This is a genomic window from Leptotrichia sp. HSP-342, from assembly GCF_041199995.1.
Taxonomy (GTDB): Bacteria; Fusobacteriota; Fusobacteriia; order Fusobacteriales; family Leptotrichiaceae; genus Leptotrichia; species Leptotrichia mesophila.
On sequence record NZ_CP165646.1, the window covers coordinates 2,210,192 to 2,235,170 of the forward strand.

Genomic DNA, 24,979 nt, shown 5'->3' on the forward strand with positions numbered 1-24,979 from the left:
TTCTAGCATGTAATCTCATTTTTTCAATTTATTTACTTTAAAATGAGCTTACATATAAAATTTTTTCAATTAATTCTAAAATAAACTCTACAAATTCATACATATTATTATATTAAAATGCATTTTTTTATTATATAGTAAAATATTCATAGTTATTAATCTTTTAATTTGTATATAAAAATATTATACTATATTTTTTTAATTTTGTAAAGATTATTTTTTTATAAGCGTTTCATTAAATTCTGTATACTCCAATGCAGTACCCTTAACAAGATTCTTCCCATCAAAACCAATGATATCACCAGGCACTAAAGTATGTATTTCATCATCATTCAAATGTATTTCCAATTTTCCTTTCAGAACTGAAATTACGACATCTTCTCCTTCATGATTATGCAAAGGAATTTTTTCTCCTGAATCTAAAATTTCCTTCACCACTTTATAATTATCCCCACTAAAAGCTAATCCACCTTGATTTTTTACTATTCCAGCCATTTCAATCATCTCCTCTATATTTTAAATTAACTAATATCTTTTAGCTATACAAATATTATACTCCTATTCAAATATTTTGTAAAGCAAAATTTTTTTTAAAGTCACAATAATTATAAAATTTTTCTTATATAATACTAATTTCTCATTAGAAAATAGTGTAATTTATTAAACATTCACTATTTAATGAAAATATACTCGAACCCGTTTAAAATTGAACTGATAGAAATTATATAATTTAGGGTTTGAGTAAAATAGTCATAATTTTTGAGTTCTGTTTTAAACTAGTTTTACTATAGTATTAGCTATTGAACAATCCTATTATAAAAATTTATTACTATTTTTAAAAGAGAATTAGTATTAAATAGAGAATCACATAAAAAACAAATTGAGATAAAGACTAATAGATGTAAATTGAAATACCCAAAATAAAAAAGAAAACCATTTTTATTTATTCTAACGGTTTTCTATTTTGAATTTATTGATTTTTTACGAAAAGTTATTTATTTTTTTTGATTCAATATATATTCATAATATTCTTTATATTTTTTGCCTATATTTAACAAATCCCGCTCTACAGCAATATTATAGGCAGTTTCTGTAATTTCATCCAAGTTTTCCACATTGTTTTCCACAATATTCCTTATTTTTTGGCAAAATTCTTCGTTAGTCCTAGCCTTAAAACAAGTTTTTCCATCTTCCAGCCAATCTTGATATACAGGAATATCTCTCACTACAAGCGGTAATTTTGCTGAAAGCGCTTCCAGCACCACAATTCCTTCGTTTTCTTCGTAAGTCATAAATAAAAAGGCTTTTGCAGCACTAAATGCTCCAATTAGAATATCTTTATCGACATATCCTGGAAAAATTAGATTTTTTGGTGGATTTTCAATGATTTTCTGTATTTTGTCAGGAAGCATTGACTTTACGCTTGACGATCCAAACCAAAGAAATTGATAATCACTGCATTCCTGGGCTACTTTTACAAAATCTTTTATTCCTTTTCTCTCAAAAGGCAGTCCAGCTGTTATAATTAACGGCTTATTTATGTCATATACTGATTTATATTCATTTAAAAATTTTTCTTTTAAAACTTCATTTTTATTAAATTTATTTATATTTACACCGTTTGAAATTACTCTAATTTCTTTTTCTTTTTCTAAATATTTTGATTTTATAAGATTTTTTGTATATTCTGACGGAGAAATCAAATAATCTGCTTCATTGTATAATTTCTTTGTCCAGAATTTTATAATTGGCGACAGGACATAGCTCCCCTTTATACTTCCACGAAAATCTTCATAAGTTGTATGCGTGTGATAAATTACAGGTTTCCCTTTTTTCTTTGCCTGTTTCAACACTTCATAAGATTTTAGTGCAACAGTATTTATATGTGCTAAATCATAATCATCTTCAGGATCCTGGGTAACTTCAATATTATTTGCTCCAAGGGCTTCTACCTGATGATTTAAGGCTTGTCCAACGCCGGATTTGCTGAAAGAACTTTTCCCCTCTGAATATAGTAAAACTTTCACGACTATCATACTCCTCTATTGTTTTTTTGTAAACTGCTTCTACTCGTTCTCCAAATTTCTGTGCTGTGTAATCTTGTGAAGCGACAAAAGCATTTTCGATAATTTTTTCTCTAAATTCCTTATCTTCTTTTAAAAGCATTATAGAATTAATAAATTCTTCTTCTGTTCTGTAAACAAGCCCTGCTTCGTTCTTTACAAGCAAGTCTTCCAGATTTAAGTCATATCTTGCCACAACAGGTGTTTTAGCAGCCATTGCCTCAACAAATGTAAGTCCTTGCGTTTCCGATATGCTCGCGTTTAGAAATACATCCCCCATTTGATAATAAGCAGCAACTTTATCATGTGGCACTTCCCCTGTAAAAATAACTCTATCTGAAATACCAAGATCCTCAGCTTGTTTCTTCAAGTCATCCAAAATTCTCCCACGCCCAACAATCATAAATTTAAAGTTTTCATCCTTAATTTTAGAAAACATATCAATTAACAAATCAATACTTTTTTCTTCGGCAATCCGCCCGATATACACACAAAGAAAATCACTTTTTTCTATTCCAAAATTTTCTCTCATAAATTCCAAATCTTCATCGGAATAATTTCCACGATAAAATTTATCCAGTTCCAGCCCAGTTGGAATAATGTTCATTGTCTGGTCAACACCATAAGAATACAAAATATCTTCAACTTTCCTTGTTGGTACAATCAGTCCATTACATTTTTCACAATAAAATTTACTAATCGCAGCTGCAATCTTTTTCCCAGCTGAAACAAATCTCGAACCAAAAATATAATGTGTATAATATTCATATAACGTGTGATACGTATGAACAAGCGGTATTTCAAGATTAATTGCAGCAAATCTCGCAAATGTTCCTACACCCCATTCTGTCTGTGAATGAATAATATCTAATTCCAGCCTCTTTATCTTTTTTATTATTTTTGAAGAATAAATCATTCCCAGTCTATACTGTGGCAACGGCTTAAATTCCATACTTGGTATTCGTAAAACATTAGGCTCAACTTGAGGTGCATCTGGATCAGTCGTAGTAATAATATATACTTTATGCCCCAGCTTTCTAAGCTCCTTCTCAAGTGTCATAATCGAACTTACAACTCCATTTACTTGAGGTCTGTATGTATCTGTAAATATTCCAATTCTCATTTTTATATTTCTCCTTCTATAATAAAGCCTTGTTTCAATTTTATTTTTACTCTCTTGAAATTTTTTTAGGCTACTATAAATTTTCACACAAATAACCATTTTTATTCTATATCTTATTATTTTTTTATATAAGTTCTATTTCAATTTAAATAAAAAAATTCTTATCTGCTAATTTTTAGCGATTTCCAAGAAGAACTTACCTATTTTCCCCATTCTATAATCTTTCATAAGCCTTCTCGAAATAATTTCATAATTATGTTCATCATTTTTAGAAACACCAAGCCGTTTTTCTAAAATTTCCAGTATCTCATGGTTTTCCAATCCCAAAATTTCCTCATTAGTTATATATTCTTCCAAATTATACACTTTTACAAGATTTTCAATTTTTCCCAAATCCTTTAATTTATCTAAAAATTTAATTGCAACATGCTCCAATTGTAATACATTGTCCTTTATTGAGCCAGTAATCGCTAAATTATAAGCTACCTCATCATCTTCAAACTTTGGCCATAAAACTCCTGGTGTATCCAGCAGTTCCAATTTTTCATCAATTTTTATCCATTGCTTTCCACGTGTAAATCCTGGAGTATTTCCAACTCTTGCTTTATTTTTATTCACAAATTTATTAATGAATTTAGACTTCCCAACATTAGGAATCCCAACAATCATAGCTCTTACTTCAGTTTTACGAAGTCCTTTTTTTTTCATTTTTTCCAATTTCTCAGCATAAATTTTATCTGTAATTTTTCGTAGTTCATTAAAATTAGTCCCTTTTTCTACACTCAAAGCTACAAAATAATCAGAAAAATTATTTTTCAAAAAATAATCTTCCCAACTTTTTAATTCCTTGCTATCAATCAAATCCACTTTGTTCAGAACAATAATCTTTTTCTTATTATTTGCCAGCTTTGAAATATCTGGATTTTTACTAGAAATCGGAATCCTTGCATCTAAAATCTCAATAACAACATCAATTATCTTAAGATTTTCAACAATTAAATCCTTTGTTTTCTTCATATGCCCTGGATACCAGTTTATATTCATTCTTTCATTTTCTCCATTTTCTATCTAAATTTTTATTTTTAATCCTAAAATTAAGACTAATTTTAAAATTAAAGATAAAAACTCAATATTATTAAATTTTTCTAACCATTTATCCATCTGTTTTTTTATTTCTGCTTTAGATATTTTTATTAATAATATTTTTTTCTATCTTTTTTATACTTTTTTTATAAAGCAAAGGGGAACAGTCGCCATCCCCTTTGCAATCCCCGCTCGTCTAAGCATTTTTTGGAAACAAAAATTAAACTCGCTTTGCTCAAACAGTACTTTTTGTTTCCAAAAAATCACGACAATTTTAATTTAACTACAACAAATAGTTTAATTAAAATACTTAAAATAAGAAAAAGTAATTATTAATTAATATGTCTTATACTATTCCCCGTTTAAATAGCGAATATTTAATAAATTTTGAATTACATACTATCATTAGTAAAAAATTAAAATTTTATAACTTCTATTGACATTAGGCGTGTCTGAAAACTCAAAATCTATGTTGTTTTTAATGTTTTTTTGATTTTATAAATTATACAAATCACAATAAAATCAGTGTTTATTATTTTTGATTTTGAAAAAATTTGTTAAAAATTCATCATTTTGAGAATTTTCAGACACGCCCTATTAAATTACTCTGTTTTTATGGTTTTTAAATAAATACCATCATCATTTATTGCTCTTATAAATAAAACAATTTCTCCCTTAATTGGCTTTTCTTCCAACTTTTCTATAATTTCAGAAACATTTCCACGAATTATTTCTTCATAGATTTTGGTAAGTTCCCTTGTAATTACAACGTAACGTTCTCCCAGATATTCTTTTATATCTTTTAAAGTTTTTAAAATTCTGTTAGGTGATTCCAAAATTACAATTGTCCGCTCTTCTTCCTTTAATTTATTGAAAAGTGTCTGTCTGCCTTTTTTCTTTGGTAAAAAGCCTTCATATGCCATTCTTCGCATATCTAGCCCTGAAATGCTTGCACCTGTTACAATTGATGAAGCTCCTGGTATTCCAACGACTTTTATTCCTGCTTTTAAAATTTCATTTACTAACTCAAAGCCTGGATCTGAAATACACGGCGTTCCAGCATCTGTTACAAGTGCAATTTTTTTTTCATCTTTTAAAAGATTAATAATATTCGTAATTTGATGAAGTTTATTATGTTCATGGTATTGGTACACCGTTTTTTCGATTTCATAATGAGAAAGAAGTTTTTTAGTGACTCTTGTATCTTCTGCAAAAATATAATCAACTTCCTTCAAAACTTTTATTGCTCTAAAAGTTATGTCTTCTAAATTTCCAATTGGCGTACCAACAACATAAAACATATATTTCTCCTATTTTTAATTTCTTTTATTAATTTTGATAACGGTTATTTTCTTTTTCCTGTTCCACTTATTTTTTTATTCATTTCTTCGATTGCTCTTTTTAGTTGAACATCCCCAGCTGAAATAATTTTAGCTGCTTCTTCTTTACCTTTATCTTTTATAATAATATCTTCTATTTCTTTTTCTCTATTTTTTCTAGCTTGTTCACTGTCGTTTGCATACCCTTTTAATGCAAGCAGTTCTTCCATTTTTACTTCTATATCAGGCTCAATTCCCTTTTCATGAATGTAGTTCCCTTTTGGTGTAAAGTATTGGGCAATAGTAAGTTTTATGGCATCCTCTGTTCTCAAAGGTATAACTTGCTGAACGATTCCTTTTCCAAATGTTTTTTCTCCAATGATTGTACCACGTTTGTAATCTTTAATTGCACCTGTAACAATTTCAGAAGCACTTGCACTTGCTTTATTTGTTAATACGATTAATGGGAAATTACCTAGATTTTTTGAAGTTCTGTTATAATTTCTCTGTTGTCCATTTTTATATTTTAAGTAAACAATTAAATCTTCTTTTACAAAAAGTGAAGAAATATCTTGTGCTTCTTGTAGCGAACCTCCTGGATTAGAACGTAAATCCAATATTAATCCTTTCATTCCTTTAGATTGTAAATCCTTAATTGCTTTTTCAACTTCTGCTCCAACGTGATTTCCAAATCTTAAAAGACTCACGTAACCAATGTTATTTTCAAGCATTTTGCTTTCAACCATTTCCAGTTTAATTTTAGCTCTTGTCAATGTAAATTTCATTGGTTCTTTTTTACCTTCCCTAACTACTTCTACATCAACTTTTGTTCCTTCCTTACCTTTCAGAAGTTTTACAGTTTCATTGGCTGTAAGCGGCAAGATATCTTTCCCGTCAACTTTTATAATTCTATCTTTTATTTTTATTCCTACTTTTTCAGCTGGACTTCCGATAAATGGTGAAACAACTTCAAGAGCTTCTCCCTTTTTCTTACTTATACTCATTCCAACCCCAACATATTCTCCTTCCATATCTTCAGAAAAGTCTGCTAAATCAGCTTTAGACAAGTATTCTGAATAAGGATCCTTCAGTCTATTTACAACTCCTGCAACAGCTCCTTCATAAAGTTCCTTTTTGCTTGGAGTTTCTTCCTTTCCAACATAATTGTTTTCAATAATATTTATTACATCCACAATTCTGTTCAACTCTGTTGTGTCTTTTGAATATCCGGCACTTGTATCCTTGTCATTTCTTGTTGTTTTTATTATAGTGGTAGCTGCAAATAAAGGCATGCTTACCAATATAAGTCCTAATACTGCCTGCATTATTTTGTTCTTTTTCATTTTTCCTCCTAATAATGTATTTTAACAATTATAAAAATATATTTTTATAATAAATTTTTGCATTTAATTTTAAACATGTATTTTGCTGTTTTTTTACTAAAACTACTTTTTATGGAAATTTTAGCAACATTAAAAACTCCTTATTACCCTTTGCCCCTTTTATTGGAGAATCTTCAACGCCAATTAGCTCGTATCCATATTCTTTTGAAAAGTGAATTATTTTTTTTATGGCTTCATCGTGATATTCCTCATTTTCCACAACACCATTTCTTCCAATTTTCTCCCTTCCTACTTCAAATTGTGGCTTAACTAGCATTACAGCCTTTCCATCTTTAGCAAGAAACTTCTCGAAATAGGGAATCACTTTCGTTAGGGAAATAAAAGATACATCTATTACAATAAAATCAACCTTTTGATTTTGAATATCTTCTTCCTTCAAGTCTTTTATATGCATTTCTTCAAGCGAGACTATCCTATCGTCATTTCTTAGTTTCCAATCAAGCTGGTTTTTACCAACATCAACACTATATACACGCTTTGCTCCATTTTGCAATGCACAATCTGAAAATCCACCTGTAGACGCTCCAATATCAAGCACCAATTTATCACTAAAATCCAAATTCCAAGTTTTTATGGCTTTTTCCAATTTTAGTCCACCACGACTTACATATTTCAATTTATCTTTTATACGGATGTTCAGTTCACCGTTGTCTTTAAATATTGTTCCAGCCTTTGTTACAACTTGGTCATTTACAATAACATTTCCTGCCATTATCTCCCGTTTTGCCTTTTCTCGTGTTTCAAAATATTCTTTCTCCACAAGGATTACATCCAATCTTTTTTTCATTGCTTTCTCTTTCCAGTTCTCTAAATAAATAAAAGATAGCTTTAATAAAGCTAATTTAAAACCAAGTTTAGAGATTGCACTATTTTATAAAATTCTACTTTTCTAGCTTTTGACAATCTAGCATTGAGAAGAATGAATATATAATAAAACACATCTCTTATTTTTCTATTTATTTTTGATTACTAAAATCATATTTATCAAAACACATGGTAAAATCACTTTAAAATTAAATTTAAAGAACTATCTGATTTTATTTCAATTTCATTTAGATTTACTAATTTAATCTTAAAATGTCTACAGCATATTTCAATAAACTTATTTATTTTATCACATTTCAAGGTATATTTCAAATTTTTTACTTTATTAAAATTTTCTAATTTTCCAAATAAAAAAAAACTTCTTGACAAATTTTAAAAAAAATGTTAATATTATATTCAATCAAGCTATTTTATTAAAAATTAAATTTAGGTGTTCCGTTACTTCTAAGTGAAGGAACTCATAAATTAAATTTAAAGCTGTCACAAATGGCAGCTTCTTCTAATTAAATAGAATAAAACAAAAGGACATTCTATTTTTATTAATGCCCTTTTTTAATTATTTTTTATTTTTTATTATTTTTCAATTTTTCTGAAAAATCTAGAATATCATTTACAACCATAGGCTTTAATCCTGTTTCTTTAAGTTCTTCTAAACTTTTCAAGCCGTACCCTGTTTTTATTAGAATAGATGTAATACCCAGTTTTTCTGCAGGAATCAAATCAGTTATCTTATCGCCTATCATAAAAGAATTTTTAACATCAATATCAAATTCGTTTATTGCAAGTTCAAAATTTCCCGTATTTGGTTTTCGACAACTGCACTCAATTCCATATTTACCCTCAACATTTGGGTGGTGCGGACAAAAGTACGATTTTTCAATTTTTATACCATTTTTTAACAAATCTTTTTCAATAAAATCCTGTAATTTTAAATAATCATCTTCTGTATAATATCCTCTTGCAATTCCCGCTTGATTTGTTATAATCGCAAATTTATAGCCTAAATCACGTAATTCCTGAAGTCCTTTAATTACATTTTTTTCGTATTCAAAATCTTCGATTTTATATAAATATGATTTTTCTACATTTATTACACCATCTCTGTCCAGCAGGATAAATTTATTTTTCATAAAATTATATTCCTTTTTATTAAGATATTCACTAATTTACTTTATACTAATCTCCATTTAAATAACAAATTTATTATAAACTTTTCTAATAAAGGATATAAACCTAATGTTTTCAAGTAATTTAAGATATAATTTTCATTTTTAAACGAGGTTTAGTATTAAATTTGTTGAATTTTAATACATCTATAGGTCATTAATTTAATTAAAATAATTACTAAATCAAAATTGTAAGGGCATGTAGTGTGATGCCCTTACGTTAAGTTAATTCATTACAACATCTCTTATAAAGAACTCTCCACCAATTGATACAAATCCTAAATTTTTAACTTTTGGATTTACTAAGTAAAGTTTTTGTTTTTGGAATAAGATTGTAACTGGTTGCTCTTCAGAGATAAGTTTTTCCATTTCTAGCATTGCTGGAACTCTTACTTTTGGATCAGCAGAGCTTTTTACAATTTTAGTTAATTCGTCATATCTTGCGTTTTTGAAATCTCCACGGTTGTTTGCGTTTGTACTTTCAAATAAATCTAAATATGTGATTGGATCTAGAAAATCTCCAGTCCAGTTCATAAGAGCAACTTGATAATCACGTTTTTTAGTTCTTTCAACACGCTCCTTACCTGTTACAACATCCAATTCGACATTTGCTCCTAAGTTATTTCTCAAGTTTTCTTGAATGTATTCGACAATAGCTTTTCTGCTTCCTGTATCATTAAATAAAATTTCAAATCTTGGAAGTTCTGTTAATCCTTCTTCTCTAAGTCCTTCTGCTAGTAATTTTTTAGCTTCTTCAACATTGAATTTAGGCTGGTCAGTTGTAACTTCCTGTGCGAAATCTTTTGCAATACCGTTTAGTCCAATTCCAGTTGGAGTGAATGCTTTAGTCGCTTTTTCAGAGCCTTCAAGAACTTTGTTTATAAGTTCATCTCTATTTATTGCCATAGTTATTGCACGTCTTACTTTTGCATTTTTAAATACATTTTCTTTTGTGTTGAATAGCAAGTAGTAAATTCCGCCATCATCAGCTTTTACAAGTTCTGGTTTTCCAGCAAATTCTTTTGCTTGTTCAAAAGTTATAGCAGTTACATCAACTTCTTTGTTTTTAAAAGCATTAACAGCTGAATCTGTAGCGATTATTTTTAATACGACATTGTCAGTTTTTACATTAGATGCGTCCCAGTAGTTAGGATTTTTTTTGAATTTTAATTCTGAGTCGTGAGTCCAGCTTTCCATAGTGTAAGGACCGTTTGAAATTGTGTATTCAGCATCTGTAAAGTATTTATCCTTTACTTCGTTGTAGAATTTTTGGTTTAACGGCATAAATGATTTGAACGTAACTAAATCATCAAAATATGGAGTAGGTGCTTCCAAAGTTACTTGTAATGTTTTATCATCAATAACTTTTATTCCAACTTCATTTTCTGAAGCTTTTTTAGAATTGTATTTTTCTCCATTTTTTATTACAAATAACATACTTGCATTACTTCCTGCTGTGTCAGGATTTAATCCACGAAGCCATCCAGCTTTAAAGTCCTTTGCAGTAACAGGATCTCCGTTGCTCCATTTCACACCGTCTCTTAAATGGAACGTCCAAACAAGTCCGTCTTCTGATTTTTCCCATTTTTCAGCAATTCCAGCAACAGATTTTCCAGTCTTGTCTTTTCTTAAAAGACCTTCTAAAATTAATTCATCAACAGTTCCACCAGGAACATCTGTTGTTATTTGCGGATCAATTGACGATGGTTCAGTTACTATATTTAATGTAAATGTATTTCCATTACTTCCATTTTTACTTCCACACGAAAGCACAAACATTAGCAATGTCAATATTAAAAACAGCTTTTTCATTAATTTATTTCCTCCTATTTTAAATGTTTTTTCAAAAATTTAGATTATTAAATAGAGGGGGGTAACATACTACCCCCATAATTTAACTTATTTCAATGATAGATTTCCAAAATAATATTCTCCACCAATTGCAACAAATCCAAGACCTTGAACTCTTTCATTAACTAGATATTGTTTTTCTCTATGGAAAAGCACACCAACTGGTAAATCTTCTGCAATTATTCCTTCAAGTTTAACAAGTGCAGGAATTCTGACATTTTGATCGGCTGTTCCTCTGACAGTCTTAACTAAAGCATCATATTGAGGGTTTTTATATGAACCATAGTTAGTTCCACCTGTTGATTCAAATAAATCTAAATATGTAATTGCGTCAGGATAATCTCCAGACCATCCTGCAAGAACTAAGTCAAAGTTTTTTTGTTTCATTCTTGAGAATCTTTCCTGAGCAGTCATTATTTCCAGATTTAATTCAATACCTAAGTTTTTTCTTAATTGTTCTTGAATGTATTCTGCAATAACTTTATTATTTCCACTTTCATTAATTAGCATTGACATATTAGGGAATTTTGCTGCTCCTGTTTCCTTCAGTCCTTCTGCCAATAATTTTTTAGCTTCTGCAGGATTGTATGCTAATGTTGAAGTAGAAACTCCTTCTGTAAAGTCTTTATCATTCAATCCTTTTATTCCTATTCCTTTTGGAACAAGAGTTTTTGCCGCTGTTCCGTATCCATTTAATACATTTTTTACTAAACCTTCTCTGTCAACTGACATAAGAAGAGCTTTTCTGATTTTTACATTTGCTAACGTCTTATTGTTAAAGTTAAATAGCAAATACCATACTGATCCATCATTACTCGAAACCATTTTTGGATCATCTTTAAATCTTTTTGCTTGTTCAGCTGTAATTGAAGTTACATCTACTTCCTTGTTATTAAACGCATTTAATGCTGAATTATTATCAGTTATTATTTTGTACACAATATTTTCAACTTTTACATTAGGTGCATCCCAGTAATTAGGATTTTTTTTGAATACTATTTCTGAGCCATGTGTCCAGCTTTCCATTGTGTAGGCACCTGAAGATATTGTTTTTTCAGATTCTGTAAAATATGAATCTTTTGTTTCATCAAAGAATTTTTGATTTAATGGCATGTAAGTTTTGAATGCTACAAGGCTGTCAAAATATGGAACTGGAGTTCCAAGTTCTACTTCCAAAGTTTTATCGTCGATAACTTTTATTCCAACTTCTTCTGCAGTTCCTTCTTTTTTATTATATTTTTCTGCATTTTTTATTGGATAAAGCATGTATGCGTATTCAGAAGCTGTTTCAGGTTTTAATGCACGAAGCCATCCATTTTTAAAGTCTTGGGCAGTAATTGGATCACCATTGCTCCATTTTAGATTATCTCTTAAATGAAATGTCCATTTTAATCCATCAGCCGATTTATCCCAGCTTTTAGCAAGTCCTGGCTCAAATGTTCCATTTTTCCCTTTTCTAGTCAATCCTTCCGTTAAAAGATCATCAACAGTTCCTCCCATTATTTCCGTTGAAATTTGCGGATCAATAGATTTTGGCTCATCCGTCAGATTTAAAGTAAACGTTTTGCTATTTCCGCCACTTTTCCCGCAAGAAATAACGAAAATCAGCATCATTAACATAGCTAATATTTTTTTCATAACAGTTTTCTCCTTCAAAATTTTATATTAAATTTATTGAATAATTTCAAAATTAAACAATTTTATTTATTATTTTATATAAGTATTATCCAAAACGAAATCTTTTCCTATTGGACTAAATACAATGTTATGAACTCTTGGATTCAATAATTTTGTATTTTGTCTATAGTAAAGTAGTCCCACAGGCATATCTTCTGCAATTATTCTTTCCATTTCAATCATATTCTTAACTCTTTCTTCCTGATTTCCAGAACTTTTAACTTTTTTCACAAGTTCGTCGTAACGAGGGTTAGAGTAATCTGAAAAATTGTTTCCATCTTTTGTCAGGAATCTATCTAAGTAAGTGATTGCATCGTTATAATCTCCGTTGTAACCTGCAAGAGCAATTTCATAATCTCTGTGTTGCATTTTATCTAGTCTTGATTGGAATGTCATTCCTTCAATTTTAAGGTTTACTCCTAAATTTGTTCTTAAACTTTCCTGAATATATTCAGAAATAACCTTATTATTTCCAGAATCATTGAAAATCATTGTTAAATCAGGCAATTTTTGTAACCCTAGCTCTTTTAATCCTTCTGCTAGCAATTGTTTTGCTTTTTGTGGATTGTAAGCTGGGAAAATTTTTCCTGCTTCTTCAGAGAAATCTTTTGAAATACCGTTGATTCCAACACCTTTTGTTGTATAAGTGTAAGCAGCTTCTCCTGTATTATCAAGTACATCTGTAATCAATTTTTCTCTATCTACAGCAAGTGATAAAGCTTGTCTAATTTTTTTGTTCGCAAGAACTTTATTTTTCATGTTGTATGTCATATACCAGACAGAACCATCTTTTGTAAGCAGTTTACGTTTGTCATTCTTAAATTCCTTAGCCTGCTCAATAGAGATGTTTGTTGAGTCAATTTCTCCATTTTTAAAAGCATTTACGCTGGCATTAGGATCATTTATAAATAACATCTTTATAGATTTTAATTTGATGTTATCTTTATTCCAGTAGTTTTCATTTTTTTCGAATACAATTTCTGAATCTCTTGTCCAAGATTTTATTATATATACACCTGATGAAATTGATGTTTCAGGAGATGTCATATATTTTTCTCCTACTTTATCATAGAATTTTTTGTTTAGAGGAGCATAAGTCTGAATTCTTACAATCGAATCAAAGTAGGTAAGAGGATTGTTCAATGTTACTTCTAGTGTGTAATCATCGATAACCTTTATACCAAGCTGATTTTCATCTTTAATTTTTCCTGCGTTAAATTGTTCAGCATTTTTTATGTAAAATAATTTGTCTGCATATTCTCCTGCTGTTTCAGGTTTTAATGCTCTAACCCAACCATCTCTAAAGTCTTTTGCCGTAATAGGATCACCATTGCTCCATTTTGCATTTTTTCTCAAGTGGAATGTCCACACTGTTGAATTTTCGTTGTGTTCCCATTTTTCTGCCACACCAGGAATAGATTTTCCATCTTCTGCCTGTCTTGTTAATGTTTCAGCAATAAGTGAATCCACAAATTCTCCCGTTGAATCATTTGCAAGCTGTGGATCATAAGATTTCCCTTCTTCTTTTAAGTTGAGTTTTAATGTTTCAGAATCTCCACCTTTTCCACAGGAAATAACGAAAGCCAGTAATATTGTAAAGATTAGTAATATTTTCTTCATACTTGCACTCACCCTTTCTTTTGGCGTATTAAATTAGTAAATTAAAATTATTTTGTGATATAAGCACTATAAAAGTCTACAGAATCTCCAACTGAACGTAAAACAACACCTTTTAAGTTAGGATTTATTAAATATACCCCTACTTGATAGTAAAGTGCTGAATATGTAAAGTCGTCTGATAGTAATTTTTCCGCTTTTTTCATCGCATCCATTCTAGTTTTATTATCTTGGTTAACTTTAGCCAAGTCAATTAATTTGTCATACTCAGGATTTGAATATTTAGCAAAATTAAGATCTTTTGATTTTGAGTGGAAAATTTCAAGGTAAGTCATAGGATCTGCATAATCAGGTCCCCAACCATATCTTACTATATCAAATTCTCCAGCTTTTGCACGTGCAATTCTTTCTTTAGTAGTCAGAACTTCTACTTCTACATCAATTCCTAATTTTTCTTTCCATTGAGCTTGATAAAATTCTGCTTCTTTTTTACCAGTTCCCTTTTCGTCAACAGTTAATTTTAACTTAACTTGTGCAGGAGTAATATTTAATTCTTTTAATCCTTCATCAAACAACTGTTTTGGAGTAGTGTTTGAGAATTGTGCAAATAAATCTCCAGCTTCTTTTCTAAAGTCACCTTTTTCTCCAGCGTTTCCAAGTGCAACAACTCCTGAAGCAGGAAGTCCAACTCCGTTTAGAACACTGTCAACAAGCTGTTTTCTATCTATTGCAAGAGATAATGCCTGTCTAATTTTTATATTTTTTAACACAGGATTTGAACGATTAAATCCAAAATAGTATACTCTTCCATCAGGAACTGTATGTAATTCTGGTTTTCCTTTGTAACTTTCCATCTTTTCTACAGAAATTCTTGTTAAATCTAACTCTTTATTTTCAAAGAAATTTGTAGCGGCATCAAGATCTGCTACAATTGTTGCTGTAAGAGTGTCTAATTTTATATTTTGAGCATTCCAGTAATTAGGATTTTTCTTCATAACAACTTTACTATTATGTTCCCATTCTTCCATTATAAATGGCCCATTATAAATTGATTTATCAGCTTCAGTTGCGTACGCTTCGCCATTAGTGGCCAATGCTTTTTCATTAACTGGGAAGTAAACTGGCATAATTAATGTTTTTATAAAGAATGGTGCAGGTTTTGATAAAGTAAATTCAAGTGTATAGTCGTCTTTTAATTTTACTCCAACTTGTCCAAAGTCTTTTATAGTTCCATTATTAAAGTTCTCTGCATTTTCAATGTAGAAAGTAAGTATTGAATATTCAGATCGAGTTTTAGGATCGATTCCTCTTTTGATTCCGTTAAAGTAGTCTTTTCCTGTAACAGGATCTCCGTTGCTCCATTTCATTCCTTGTCTGATTTTAAATGTCCATACTTTTCCGTCTTCTGATTTAGTCCAGCTTTCAGCTCCAGCAGGAACAACTTCATTTTTTTCATTTAGCCTTACAAGTGGCTCATAAGTCATATTTGTAACCATAAATCCACTGATATCAGTTAAAACTTGGGGATCTAAAGATGTTGGTTCAGCTTCAATGTTAAATGCTGCTGATTTACCATCATTGCCAGATTTTCCACAAGAGATGATAAACATTGATATAAGTAAACAAAATACTAAAAAACTTTTTTTCATAATTCTGATATTTCCTTTCTAAAATTTTGATTTTTTATAAATAAATTATTTTGAAACATTAAAATATTTTTTAAATAAGTCCTTTTTCCTTTAAGAAAGAAGTTTCCACAAAGTGTCCTGGCTTATATTCAGTTAATTCAGGAGTTTCAGGGATAATTCCTATTTCAGAAGCATCTCCCATTGGACTTCTTAAATATGATTCATCCATATCAATTTTTGATGTTTTCTTGAAATCAGGATCTGCTATTGGTACAGCGGAAATAAGAGACTTTGTGTAGCTATGAACAGGGTCGCTGTAAACAACTTCTGGAGTTCCCAGTTCTACTACTTTTCCACGATACATAACTGCTACTCTGTCTGAAATATATTTTACCATTGACAAATCATGTGCGATAAATAGTAAAGTCAAATTTCTTTCTTTTTGCAAGTCCTTTAATAAATTTACAACTTGTGCCTGAATTGACACATCCAGAGCTGAAATTGGCTCATCACACACTAACACTTCTGGATCAACGGCTAATGCTCTTGCAATACCGATTCTCTGTCTTTGCCCTCCAGAAAATTCATGTGGGAAACGGCTTGCATGCTCCCTATTTAGTCCAACAATTTCCAAAAGGCTGTAAACTTTTTCCATTCTTTCCTGTTTTGAAGCTGCTAGTTTGTGAATATCAATCCCTTCAGCAATAATATCTCCAACAGTCATTCTTGGATTAAGGGAAGCCTGCGGATCTTGGAATATCATCTGAACTTTTTTTGTGAATTCTTTTCTTCCATAATCTTCTATAGGTTTTCCGTTAAATAAAATATCTCCATTTGTTTTTGTATAAAGTCTGCTGACAGTTCTTCCAAGTGTAGTCTTTCCAGAACCTGATTCTCCTACAAGACTTAGGATTTCACCTTTGTAAATGTCCATTGTAACATTTTCTACAGCCTTTAGTACTTGTCTTTTTTTCATTGGAAAATATTTTTTTAAATTTTTCATTTCTATTAATTTTTCTTTTTTGTTTTCATTAGACGACATTATTTCCCCTCCTCTTCTCTGTTATCTGTTTCCTGCTCAAAAGGAGATTTTACTTTTGGAGCACCATCGACATAAAGCCAAGATTTTACAAGGTGTCCATTTCCTAAATCAATCATAGGAGGTTTTCTTTCGTAGTCAATTTTCATTGCGTATTCAGAACGTGCTGCAAATGGATCTCCTGCAGGCGGTTTTAATAAATCTGGCGGAGTCCCTGGAATAGAAGCCAGTTTCTCTCCAATTTTCATATCCAATCTTGGCAACGATTTTAAAAGTCCCCAAGTATAAGGATGCTTTGGATTTTTAAACAGTTCTCTTACAGGAGCTTCCTCTAATTTTTCCCCAGCATACATAACAACTACTCTGTCGGCAGTTTCAGCAACTACTCCTAAATCATGCGTTATAAGTATTACGGCAATGTTCAGTTCTTTTTTCAGTTCATTTATTAAATCTAGAATTTGTGCTTGTATTGTAACATCCAAAGCTGTTGTCGGCTCATCACAGATTAACAAGTCTGGTTCACATGAAAGAGCAATGGCTATAACTGCTCTTTGACGCATTCCTCCAGAAAATTCATGTGGATATTGATGAAATCTTTCTTCTGGTTTAGGAATTCCAACTTTTCTAAGCATTTCAACAGCTTGCTGTTTTGCCTCTTCCTTTGTTACATTCTTATGAATTAAAATCCCTTCCATAATCTGTTTTCCAACTTTAATTGTTGGATTAAGCGATGTCATAGGGTCTTGAAAGATCATTCCAATTTTTCCGCCACGAAGTTCTCTCATTCTTTCTGGAGAAGCTTTTACCAAATCTTCCCCATCAAAAAGAATTTCTCCATTTTTTATTTCCCCTGGTGGCATTGGTATCAATCTCATAATCGTTTGCACAGTAACTGATTTCCCAGAACCAGACTCTCCAACGATTGCAAGCGTTTCTCCACGATCCACAGAAAAGTTAATACCTCTAAGAGCCTGAACTTCCCCAGCATACGTATTAAAAGAAACACTCAAGTCTTTTACTTCTAATAATTTTTTTCCCATTCTCTAATCCTCTCTGTATTAATATGGATTGTTATATATTTTAAAATATTAAAAAAACTTAGATAAAAGCCTTTTTGATTAATAAATAATTTTTCTTTATTGAATTTATTAATTTAATTTATTTAAGCAAGGGTATCAATCGCCATACCCTTGCATCCCGGCTTGTCTAAGCATTTTTTGAAAACAAAATTGAAACTCGCTACGTAAAACTTCGCTCAAACAGTCAATTTTATTTCCAAAAAATCACGACATTTTTTATAAAATTTTTAAATTTTTAATCTCTTAGTTTTGGATTTAATGCATCATTTAAAGCATCTCCAACAATATTGAATGCCAGTGTAATTAATGAAATTACAACTGATGGAATGATAAATAAATATGGATATGAAGTCATATTTACGAAACCATCAAATACCAAGTTTCCGAGTGAAGCCTGTGGAATTGGTACTCCAAGCCCAATGAAACTTAAAAATGCTTCAGTAAAGATAATGTTTGGTATATCTGTTGTAAGTCTTATTATTATTACACTTAATGTATTTGGAATTAAGTGTTTTAGAGTTATCCATAAAAAGTTTCCACCAAGTGATTTTGAAGCTAATACAAACTCATTTTCCTTTATTTTTAGGACTTCTCCACGTACTAACAGTGAATAATTTAACCATCTTGTAAGAGACATTGCGATAATTATTGTTTTTACACTATTTCCCATTACAACCATTAATAAAATTATATAAATCATTGATGGAATAATTAATAAGATTTCTACAATTCTAGTCATTATTGTGTCAATAATCCCACCAAAATATGCTGATACAGCCCCATAAATTGTTCCGAAAACAACACAGATTGCAGCTGTAATCAAGGATAATTCCATTGAAATTCTTATTCCTTGTGAAAGTCTTGCAAATAAATCACGTCCTAAATTATCAGTTCCTAAATAATGTCCTTTTGCAATCCCTTTCGCTGGGCTTAAAAATTTAGCTGATAAATCTTGAGCTCTATAAGAATATTTTGTCAAACTTTGTCCAAATATTGCTAAAAACAAGAAAACAAGAGTTATTCCCAAAAATGACAAAGCTAATTTATTTTTCTTGAATCTTCTCCATCCATCCTGCCAGAATGTTAAACTTGGTTTGTAGATTACTTCGCTTTGATTGGTGTCAGGACCTACAATTTGAAAGTCTTCAGGTGTTGGGATATAATCATTTTCAGTTATAATTTTTTTTATATTTTCTGCCACTATACCTCATCTCCTTTTCCAAGTTTAATTTTAGGATCAACTAAAACATACACAATATCTACAAGTATCATCATAATGATTAGGAATATTGCATAAAATACCGTAACTCCAAGTACCATTGTATAATCCCTGTCATTGATACTGTCAACGAAATATTTTCCTAATCCAGGAATTGAAAACATCTTTTCAATTACAAACGATCCTGTAAGAACTGCCGCAATTGTTGGACCCATTATTGTAATAATTGGTAAAATTGCATTTCTTAAAGCATGTCTAAATACTATATTTTTGGGTTTTACTCCTTTTGCAATAGCCAGTCTTATATAATCCTGCCCCATTACTTCTATCATTTTATCTCTCAATAAACGTGCAATTAATGCCACTGTGTAAAGTCCAAGTGCAATAACTGGCAATATTTTTTTATCAAAAGTATCCCATCCAGAAAGATTTATCCAAAAAAAGTCAGGTAAAAAACCATTTCTGATTAAAGTTCCATTATGGATATCAACGACATATTTTTGCATAAGCCCTGCCAATACAAAGCTCGGTACAGATATTCCAATTATTGCAACAATCATTGAAAGCCTATCTTGAAATTTTCCTCTTTTAAGAGCCGCTATAATTCCAAGCGGAATTCCAAGAGCTAGTGCAAATATAATAGATCTTGCTCCTAAATCTGCAGATGTCAGAAAACTTTTGTTAATAACATCATTAACAGTTCTTCCACGAACTTTCATGGATGCTCCCAAATCTCCTTTTGCTATGTTTTTTAGATATTCAACATATTGTTCCCCAAGTGGACGATCCAAATGGTATTTTGCCATTAGATTTTCCTTTACTTTAGGTGGTATCGCTTTTTCACTTTGAAATGGATCACCAGGTAACATATGTATCAGAAAAAATGTAATAGTAATAACTAGCCACAACGTTACAAGCCCCATTGCGATTCTTTTAATTAAAAACTTTAAAATATTTTTCATACTCGCTTCCTTTCGCTAAAATTTTATATATGTATATTATATCTTATATTTAGTCATATTTGCAAGCAAATTTATTTATAAAAATATTTTTTTACTATTAATTTTTTTTATGGATAAATAATGATTCTCTAAATACAATATATTTTACTGAATTTTAAGTAATAAAATACAAATAAAAATAGTCTAAACTTATATTAAAATTAAATATAAAAATTTAGACTATCTATTTATTTATAATTTAATTCAAAAGATGTCTCTATTAGGTTATGTATAAAAACTTCTAAATTTCTCAGTTCGGAGTAATCCTGTGTTAAGTACTTTTGCTAAGCCATTTTCCGAATAAAATTAATTTTTATACGTATCACAACGATTTAACCATCCTGCTAGCCATTTTTTCTCATTTTTTTCAGGATCAGAATTTTTTACACGTCTTTCAAGAACAAATTTTGCAGAATTGCTAAATTCTTCAAGAGCTGCTTTTCCACTTTCAGTTCCTTTCATATTTTCAAGGACTTGAAGAAGCCCCCATCCTTCTCCCTTATAAGTTTCTGTTCTTGTAGTTCCTTCTCCCTTGAAATTAACATAGTCAATTAAAGGATAAAGACCATTTGGAGATTTTGCAACACGATAAAATTGTTTTTTTACATTTTCTGGATTATCAGCAATTTCAAGCATTTTTTCCAAAGAATTTTCAAGACGCTCAAAAATAAAAGAAACTTGAATATCCTTCGTATTATAAAGAAAATCTGTTAATTCTGCAATATCCTTATTTCGAGCATTTTTTAATCTAAAAAGCTCATCTCTGCTCTGCCACGGCGAATACTTATTTTCTTCCATAATTCTTGGTAGTTTCACATTATGAGCCTTGTAATAAGCTACAAGTGGCGGAAAACTTTCTTCAAATCTCCCTTTCTGCCCTTGTTTATACCAAATAAAATGCCCAATCCCAAGTGATGGAAAATTCTCTCCAGTATTCCAGTACACAAGCTCATCTTTTTTCCCACCAGCCTCATTTTTAAAAATTTTCTCAGCTACAATATCTAGCTCTGCTTTTGAAATTGTAAGACCAGTTTTTTTGGATGTTTCTTCAGTATCAGGTTTTGAAGGTGTTTTAGTCATATTTTTGTTAGATAATCCAAATGAAATAATAGAAAATGCCGTAATACTGGCTAGAATTAATAATTTATATTTATTTTTTTTCATAAATCCGCTCCTTTTTTAGTAAAAATATTAAAATAATTTTATTACATTATAACAATTTTTAACGATTTTTTACTTTTTTTTATCTTAGTTCAAATTCAAAAATAAAATTTTGTATTCCACAGAGACAGAGCAAAAAATATGAGAATAGTCATAAAAAAATTAAATTTTTTTAATCATTCTACTTTATGATATTCCTTCAGAACTTTCTTCATTAAACATTCTCCTTTTTATAAAAATTTTTAAGTTCTGTAAAGTTATCTTCTTAAAGCCATCTGTAAAGATTTTTTAATATTTTCTTATCACTCTTAGAAATTTCATCTATGGCTTTTACTAGATGAAACTTGTCATAAATATACATTAACTTGCAAATTCTAAGGTCTCCTAAAAGCTATTTTTTTTAATAAATTGGTTATTTTTTAAATATACTTGATTTTTTTAAATAATATGGTATACTATGATAGAAAACAGTATCATATAAAATGAAAAAGGAGCTGATTAGCATGAAAAAATTAATTCTAGTAGGATTTTTAGCATTTGGAGCATTAGGATTCTCAAGATTTGTAAATGAATGTCAAGTTACTAGTAAAGCCAAAGGAAGAGCAACTTGTGAAAGTTTGGAATCTGGAAAAACTTTTCAATTTACAAGTGGTAAATTATCTTCAATTTCAAAAGGATCTACTTACAAAATTTATTTTGAAGGAAATGGATACAAAGGTTTACGTCTAACTAAGGCTACTCTTGTTTCTTCTGAAGACGATTCTTCAGATTACGATGATTCTGAGGGAGATGACTAATTAATCATCTCTTTAATAGATTATAATAAAAAGACTCTAAGTTTTTTAAACCTAGAGTTTTTTTGTTTAGCTTTATTTAAATTATAATTCAATATCTTCTTTTCTTAAAGTTGGGAATAAAATAACATCTCTAATTGAAGCAGAGTTTGTCTGTAGCATAACTAATCTGTCGATTCCTATTCCAAGCCCTCCTGCTGGTGGCATTCCATATTCTAAGGCACGGATATAGTCTAAATCCATTCCTTGTGCTTCATCATCTCCAGCTTCTTTCAATTTCACCTGTTCTTCAAATCTTTCCTTCTGATCTCTCGGATCATTTAATTCTGAATAAGCATTAGCAAATTCTCTTCCTGAAATAAATAATTCAAATCTGTCTACCCATTCAGTTTCACCTTTTTGATTTTTTGAAAGTGGAGAAATTTCTTTTGGATATTCTGTAATAAATGTCGGATTTAATAAAGTTCCCTCAACTTTTTCTTCAAATATCAAATTTAAAATTCCATATTTTGTATAAGTTCTGTCTTTTTCTAGTGGAATATTCATTTCCTTAGCTTTATTTATAGCATCTTCATCGCTGCTAACTGTATCAAAATCAAATCCAGTTGTTTCTTTTACAATGTCCTTCATTGTAACACGTCTCCAAGGCTTTGCCATATTAATAGTCTTATCTTCATATTCAATTTCATATTTACCATGAAGCTCAAATGTTAAGCTTGAAATCAAATCTTCTGTCAAGTCCATCATATCATTAAAATCAGCATAAGCCTGGTATAGTTCCATCATCGTAAATTCTGGATTGTGTTTTATTGAAATTCCTTCATTTCTAAAACTTCTGTTTATTTCGAATACTTTTTCAAATCCACCTACAAGTAGTCTTTTTAAGTACAATTCAGGTGCTATTCTCAAAAACAGCTCCATATCAAGTGCATTATGGTGTGTTACAAATGGTCTGGCTGTAGCTCCTCCAGCAACTGGATGCATCATTGGAGTTTCCACTTCTGTAAATCCATGTTTTTCAAGATAGCTTCTAAAAAATCTTATAATTTGGAATCTTTTTTTCATAGTATCCATAACTTCCCTGTTCATTACAAGATCCACATATCTTTGTCTGTAACGAGTTTCGATGTTAGTTAACCCATGAAATTTTTCTGGAAGCGGACGTACATTTTTAGATAATACTTCAAAAGAATCTACTCTTAAAGTCAATTCTCCAGTATTAGTTCTAAAAAGTTTCCCTTCAAGTCCAATAAAATCTCCAAGTCCCATTTTTTTATAAATTTCGTACTGTTCTTCTCCAACTTCATCTTTTTTTACATAGTATTGAATTTTCCCAGTTGGATCCTGAATTTGTCCAAATCCATTTTTCCCCATTCTTCTAAAGGCAACGATTCTTCCAGCTGTTTTAAATACTTTATCACAAGTTTCATCGTATTGATTTATTTCTGCAATATCATTTAATTTTTCATATTTTCGGCCATACGGTTCAATTCCTATTTCTTTCAGTTCTTCTACTTTTTTTAGTTTTTCTTTTATAATACCATTATCATTGTGGTTTTGATTGCTCATCTATTTTTCCTTTCTGCTTTTTAATTATCTAACATTTGTATTTCTAAATTTATACTATTTATCACTTCATTACCATCTATTATATCATATTCCAGTATTATTTTTCCATTTTCTTTTTCAAATTTTTTTGTAAAAATTTCATATTTCCCACGAAATTTTGTTGTAATGAAAGTAAACGAAGTATTTTTATCTTTTTTGAATATCTGCTTGAAATTGATTTCACCGTGTCGGTAAATTTCAATGGAATCAATTTTATCAACAATCTTACATTTTCCATATTCATCTTTGTAATGATATTCTTTTTTTTCATCAACAATTATTATTTTTTCCAGTTCAAATAACTTTTCATAATTTTCTTTAAATTTATCCAAACTTTTTATTTTTATTTTCATTTTTTTCCTTAAATATTTGGTTTTTATTCATTTTCATCTTCATCATCAAAGAAATCATCTAAAAATTCAGATAAATCCTCATCATCTTCGTCTTCATTGTCAAAAAATTCATTTTCATCATTATCATCATTTAGTGAATCAAAATTTCTTTCATCAAATTCTCCATCCACATTTTCATTTTTGTCGTATTCTCCAAAATCTTCGTTCCAATACATGTAATCCTTGTCAGACCCATAATATTCATCATTCCATATTTCAAGAACTTGATCTTCCTCGTCTTCATCCAAATCATACAGTTCCTCTTCGATACTGTCATAGTAAAAAACCTTTTTTTCTCCAGTTTCATCATCGCAAACTAAATATTCCTTATCTCCTACCGTAATATTTGAAAGGCACGTATATTCTTCAACGTCACCCTCATTATTGATTTTTTCAAATTCTTCCCCAGCAGAATACATAATCTCCCTCCGTTATTTATGATATTTTATATTATTATTAATTGAAACCCATCTGTATAGTTGCTCTGTTAAAATTAATCGCATAAGTTGATGTGGAAAAGTCATTAGCGAAAAACATAATCTGAAATCCACAATTTTTCGTAAATTATCATTTACACCATTTGAACCGCCTATTATAAAATTAATTTCACTGCTTATCATAGAAATTTCTTCAATTTTTTGTGCCATTTCTTCTGAATCAAGCATTTTTCCTTTTAAATCAAGTAAAATATTGTATGAATAACTTTTTTTTGAGATTGCATTTATTATTCTTTCAGTCTCAGAATTTATTGCATTTTCAATACCTTTGTTATCATCTTCTTCAGCAAGTTCTATAATTTCGAGTTTAATGTACTTTGATAACCTTTTTAAAAATTCATTTATTCCCTCTTTTATATATTTTTCTTTTATTTTTCCAATACACACTACATTAATTCTTATCATATTTTTTCCTTATTGTCAAAAGTTTTTTC

22 protein-coding genes are annotated in these 24,979 nt (G+C 29.9%); 1 reads left to right on the plus strand and 21 read right to left on the minus strand.

What is annotated here, in order from left to right; translation table 11 throughout:
- Positions 1 to 213 precede the first annotated feature (213 nt).
- The 17 genes from AB8B23_RS11035 to AB8B23_RS11115 all read right to left on the minus strand — a co-directional run bounded on the left by AB8B23_RS11035 (position 214) and on the right by AB8B23_RS11115 (position 21,257).
- Positions 214 to 495, minus strand: coding sequence for a cupin domain-containing protein (locus AB8B23_RS11035; protein ID WP_012806450.1), 282 nt, complete (start codon positions 493 to 495; stop codon positions 214 to 216).
- Between the two features lie 500 nt (positions 496 to 995).
- A complete protein-coding gene (locus AB8B23_RS11040) occupies positions 996 to 2,036 on the minus strand; it encodes a glycosyltransferase family 4 protein (RefSeq protein WP_369712783.1) in 1,041 nt (346 codons plus the stop codon).
- Positions 1,930 to 3,186 (minus strand): glycosyltransferase family 4 protein, encoded by a 1,257-nt coding sequence (locus AB8B23_RS11045; RefSeq protein ID WP_369712784.1) that lies wholly within the window; start codon positions 3,184 to 3,186, stop codon positions 1,930 to 1,932. Before AB8B23_RS11045 ends, AB8B23_RS11040 begins: the two co-directional genes overlap by 107 nt.
- Before the next feature lie 168 nt (positions 3,187 to 3,354).
- Positions 3,355 to 4,230, minus strand: a complete 876-nt coding sequence (ylqF, locus tag AB8B23_RS11050) for a ribosome biogenesis GTPase YlqF (RefSeq protein ID WP_369712785.1) — start codon at positions 4,228 to 4,230, stop codon at positions 3,355 to 3,357.
- Between the two features lie 641 nt (positions 4,231 to 4,871).
- Entirely contained in the window at positions 4,872 to 5,570 is a 699-nt protein-coding gene (gene rsmI / locus AB8B23_RS11055; RefSeq protein WP_369712786.1) for a 16S rRNA (cytidine(1402)-2'-O)-methyltransferase, read from the minus strand.
- Positions 5,571 to 5,614: 44 nt separating this feature from the next.
- Positions 5,615 to 6,931 (minus strand): S41 family peptidase, encoded by a 1,317-nt coding sequence (locus AB8B23_RS11060; protein WP_369712787.1) that lies wholly within the window; start codon positions 6,929 to 6,931, stop codon positions 5,615 to 5,617.
- Between the two features lie 109 nt (positions 6,932 to 7,040).
- A complete protein-coding gene (locus AB8B23_RS11065; protein WP_369712788.1) occupies positions 7,041 to 7,778 on the minus strand; it encodes a TlyA family RNA methyltransferase in 738 nt (245 codons plus the stop codon).
- Positions 7,779 to 8,379: 601 nt separating this feature from the next.
- Positions 8,380 to 8,946 carry a D-glycero-alpha-D-manno-heptose-1,7-bisphosphate 7-phosphatase gene (locus AB8B23_RS11070; protein ID WP_021744426.1) on the minus strand — a complete coding sequence of 189 codons (567 nt, stop codon included), beginning with the start codon at positions 8,944 to 8,946 and terminating at the stop codon, positions 8,380 to 8,382.
- A 261-nt stretch (positions 8,947 to 9,207) separates the two neighbouring features.
- Complete coding sequence (locus AB8B23_RS11075; RefSeq protein WP_369712789.1) at positions 9,208 to 10,794, minus strand: peptide ABC transporter substrate-binding protein; 1,587 nt, start codon at positions 10,792 to 10,794, stop codon at positions 9,208 to 9,210.
- Positions 10,795 to 10,881: 87 nt separating this feature from the next.
- Positions 10,882 to 12,471, minus strand: coding sequence for a peptide ABC transporter substrate-binding protein (locus AB8B23_RS11080; protein ID WP_369712790.1), 1,590 nt, complete (start codon positions 12,469 to 12,471; stop codon positions 10,882 to 10,884).
- Positions 12,472 to 12,540: 69 nt separating this feature from the next.
- A complete protein-coding gene (locus tag AB8B23_RS11085) occupies positions 12,541 to 14,130 on the minus strand; it encodes a peptide ABC transporter substrate-binding protein (protein ID WP_369712791.1) in 1,590 nt (529 codons plus the stop codon).
- A gap of 47 nt (positions 14,131 to 14,177) precedes the next feature.
- Positions 14,178 to 15,776 (minus strand): peptide ABC transporter substrate-binding protein, encoded by a 1,599-nt coding sequence (locus AB8B23_RS11090; protein WP_369712792.1) that lies wholly within the window; start codon positions 15,774 to 15,776, stop codon positions 14,178 to 14,180.
- A 70-nt stretch (positions 15,777 to 15,846) separates the two neighbouring features.
- The gene (locus AB8B23_RS11095) at positions 15,847 to 16,797 is read right to left on the minus strand and encodes an ABC transporter ATP-binding protein (RefSeq protein ID WP_369712793.1); all 951 of its coding nucleotides are present in this window, start codon (positions 16,795 to 16,797) and stop codon (positions 15,847 to 15,849) included.
- Complete coding sequence (locus AB8B23_RS11100) at positions 16,797 to 17,834, minus strand: ABC transporter ATP-binding protein (protein WP_369712794.1); 1,038 nt, start codon at positions 17,832 to 17,834, stop codon at positions 16,797 to 16,799. The genes AB8B23_RS11095 and AB8B23_RS11100 overlap by 1 nt, the downstream gene beginning before the upstream one ends.
- 274 nt (positions 17,835 to 18,108) lie before the next feature.
- On the minus strand, positions 18,109 to 19,074 hold the full coding sequence (locus AB8B23_RS11105) for an ABC transporter permease (protein WP_299574548.1): 966 nt from the start codon (positions 19,072 to 19,074) through the stop codon (positions 18,109 to 18,111).
- Positions 19,074 to 20,054, minus strand: coding sequence for an ABC transporter permease (locus AB8B23_RS11110; RefSeq protein ID WP_369712795.1), 981 nt, complete (start codon positions 20,052 to 20,054; stop codon positions 19,074 to 19,076). The genes AB8B23_RS11105 and AB8B23_RS11110 overlap by 1 nt, the downstream gene beginning before the upstream one ends.
- Before the next feature lie 345 nt (positions 20,055 to 20,399).
- Positions 20,400 to 21,257 carry a hypothetical protein gene (locus AB8B23_RS11115; protein WP_369712796.1) on the minus strand — a complete coding sequence of 286 codons (858 nt, stop codon included), beginning with the start codon at positions 21,255 to 21,257 and terminating at the stop codon, positions 20,400 to 20,402.
- Between the two features lie 500 nt (positions 21,258 to 21,757).
- Here AB8B23_RS11115 and AB8B23_RS11120 point away from each other — a divergent pair, with 500 nt between their 5' ends.
- Complete coding sequence (locus AB8B23_RS11120; RefSeq protein WP_051311991.1) at positions 21,758 to 22,051, plus strand: hypothetical protein; 294 nt, start codon at positions 21,758 to 21,760, stop codon at positions 22,049 to 22,051.
- Positions 22,052 to 22,132: 81 nt separating this feature from the next.
- Here AB8B23_RS11120 and lysS read toward each other — a convergent pair whose 3' ends face one another.
- Genes lysS through AB8B23_RS11140 form a run of 4 tightly spaced genes read right to left on the minus strand, consistent with a single transcriptional unit; the run spans position 22,133 to position 24,950 of the window.
- Positions 22,133 to 23,617, minus strand: coding sequence for a lysine--tRNA ligase (gene lysS, locus AB8B23_RS11125; RefSeq protein WP_369712797.1), 1,485 nt, complete (start codon positions 23,615 to 23,617; stop codon positions 22,133 to 22,135).
- Positions 23,618 to 23,637: 20 nt separating this feature from the next.
- Positions 23,638 to 24,009 carry a DUF1934 family protein gene (locus tag AB8B23_RS11130; protein ID WP_369712798.1) on the minus strand — a complete coding sequence of 124 codons (372 nt, stop codon included), beginning with the start codon at positions 24,007 to 24,009 and terminating at the stop codon, positions 23,638 to 23,640.
- Between the two features lie 23 nt (positions 24,010 to 24,032).
- The gene (locus AB8B23_RS11135; RefSeq protein WP_369712799.1) at positions 24,033 to 24,467 is read right to left on the minus strand and encodes a hypothetical protein; all 435 of its coding nucleotides are present in this window, start codon (positions 24,465 to 24,467) and stop codon (positions 24,033 to 24,035) included.
- A gap of 12 nt (positions 24,468 to 24,479) precedes the next feature.
- Positions 24,480 to 24,950: a 23S rRNA (pseudouridine(1915)-N(3))-methyltransferase RlmH gene (locus AB8B23_RS11140; protein WP_369712800.1), complete on the minus strand. Its 471-nt coding sequence runs from the start codon at positions 24,948 to 24,950 to the stop codon at positions 24,480 to 24,482.
- Positions 24,951 to 24,979: the final 29 nt, after the last annotated feature.

Excerpts from the sequence above, each read along its gene's own strand:
- AB8B23_RS11035 (WP_012806450.1), bottom strand. The coding sequence starts at position 495 with ATGGCTGGAATAGTAAAAAATCAAGGTGGATTAGCTTTTAGTGGGGAT.
- AB8B23_RS11040 (WP_369712783.1), bottom strand. The coding sequence starts at position 2,036 with ATGATAGTCGTGAAAGTTTTACTATATTCAGAGGGGAAAAGTTCTTTC.
- AB8B23_RS11045 (WP_369712784.1), bottom strand. The coding sequence starts at position 3,186 with ATGAGAATTGGAATATTTACAGATACATACAGACCTCAAGTAAATGGA.
- ylqF (WP_369712785.1), bottom strand. The coding sequence starts at position 4,230 with ATGAATATAAACTGGTATCCAGGGCATATGAAGAAAACAAAGGATTTA.
- rsmI (WP_369712786.1), bottom strand. The coding sequence starts at position 5,570 with ATGTTTTATGTTGTTGGTACGCCAATTGGAAATTTAGAAGACATAACT.
- AB8B23_RS11060 (WP_369712787.1), bottom strand. The coding sequence starts at position 6,931 with ATGAAAAAGAACAAAATAATGCAGGCAGTATTAGGACTTATATTGGTA.
- AB8B23_RS11065 (WP_369712788.1), bottom strand. The coding sequence starts at position 7,778 with ATGAAAAAAAGATTGGATGTAATCCTTGTGGAGAAAGAATATTTTGAA.
- AB8B23_RS11070 (WP_021744426.1), bottom strand. The coding sequence starts at position 8,946 with ATGAAAAATAAATTTATCCTGCTGGACAGAGATGGTGTAATAAATGTA.
- AB8B23_RS11075 (WP_369712789.1), bottom strand. The coding sequence starts at position 10,794 with ATGAAAAAGCTGTTTTTAATATTGACATTGCTAATGTTTGTGCTTTCG.
- AB8B23_RS11080 (WP_369712790.1), bottom strand. The coding sequence starts at position 12,471 with ATGAAAAAAATATTAGCTATGTTAATGATGCTGATTTTCGTTATTTCT.
- AB8B23_RS11085 (WP_369712791.1), bottom strand. The coding sequence starts at position 14,130 with ATGAAGAAAATATTACTAATCTTTACAATATTACTGGCTTTCGTTATT.
- AB8B23_RS11090 (WP_369712792.1), bottom strand. The coding sequence starts at position 15,776 with ATGAAAAAAAGTTTTTTAGTATTTTGTTTACTTATATCAATGTTTATC.
- AB8B23_RS11095 (WP_369712793.1), bottom strand. The coding sequence starts at position 16,797 with ATGTCGTCTAATGAAAACAAAAAAGAAAAATTAATAGAAATGAAAAAT.
- AB8B23_RS11100 (WP_369712794.1), bottom strand. The coding sequence starts at position 17,834 with ATGGGAAAAAAATTATTAGAAGTAAAAGACTTGAGTGTTTCTTTTAAT.
- AB8B23_RS11110 (WP_369712795.1), bottom strand. The coding sequence starts at position 20,054 with ATGAAAAATATTTTAAAGTTTTTAATTAAAAGAATCGCAATGGGGCTT.
- AB8B23_RS11115 (WP_369712796.1), bottom strand. The coding sequence starts at position 21,257 with ATGAAAAAAAATAAATATAAATTATTAATTCTAGCCAGTATTACGGCA.
- AB8B23_RS11120 (WP_051311991.1), top strand. The coding sequence starts at position 21,758 with ATGAAAAAATTAATTCTAGTAGGATTTTTAGCATTTGGAGCATTAGGA.
- lysS (WP_369712797.1), bottom strand. The coding sequence starts at position 23,617 with ATGAGCAATCAAAACCACAATGATAATGGTATTATAAAAGAAAAACTA.
- AB8B23_RS11130 (WP_369712798.1), bottom strand. The coding sequence starts at position 24,009 with ATGAAAATAAAAATAAAAAGTTTGGATAAATTTAAAGAAAATTATGAA.
- AB8B23_RS11135 (WP_369712799.1), bottom strand. The coding sequence starts at position 24,467 with ATGTATTCTGCTGGGGAAGAATTTGAAAAAATCAATAATGAGGGTGAC.
- AB8B23_RS11140 (WP_369712800.1), bottom strand. The coding sequence starts at position 24,950 with ATGATAAGAATTAATGTAGTGTGTATTGGAAAAATAAAAGAAAAATAT.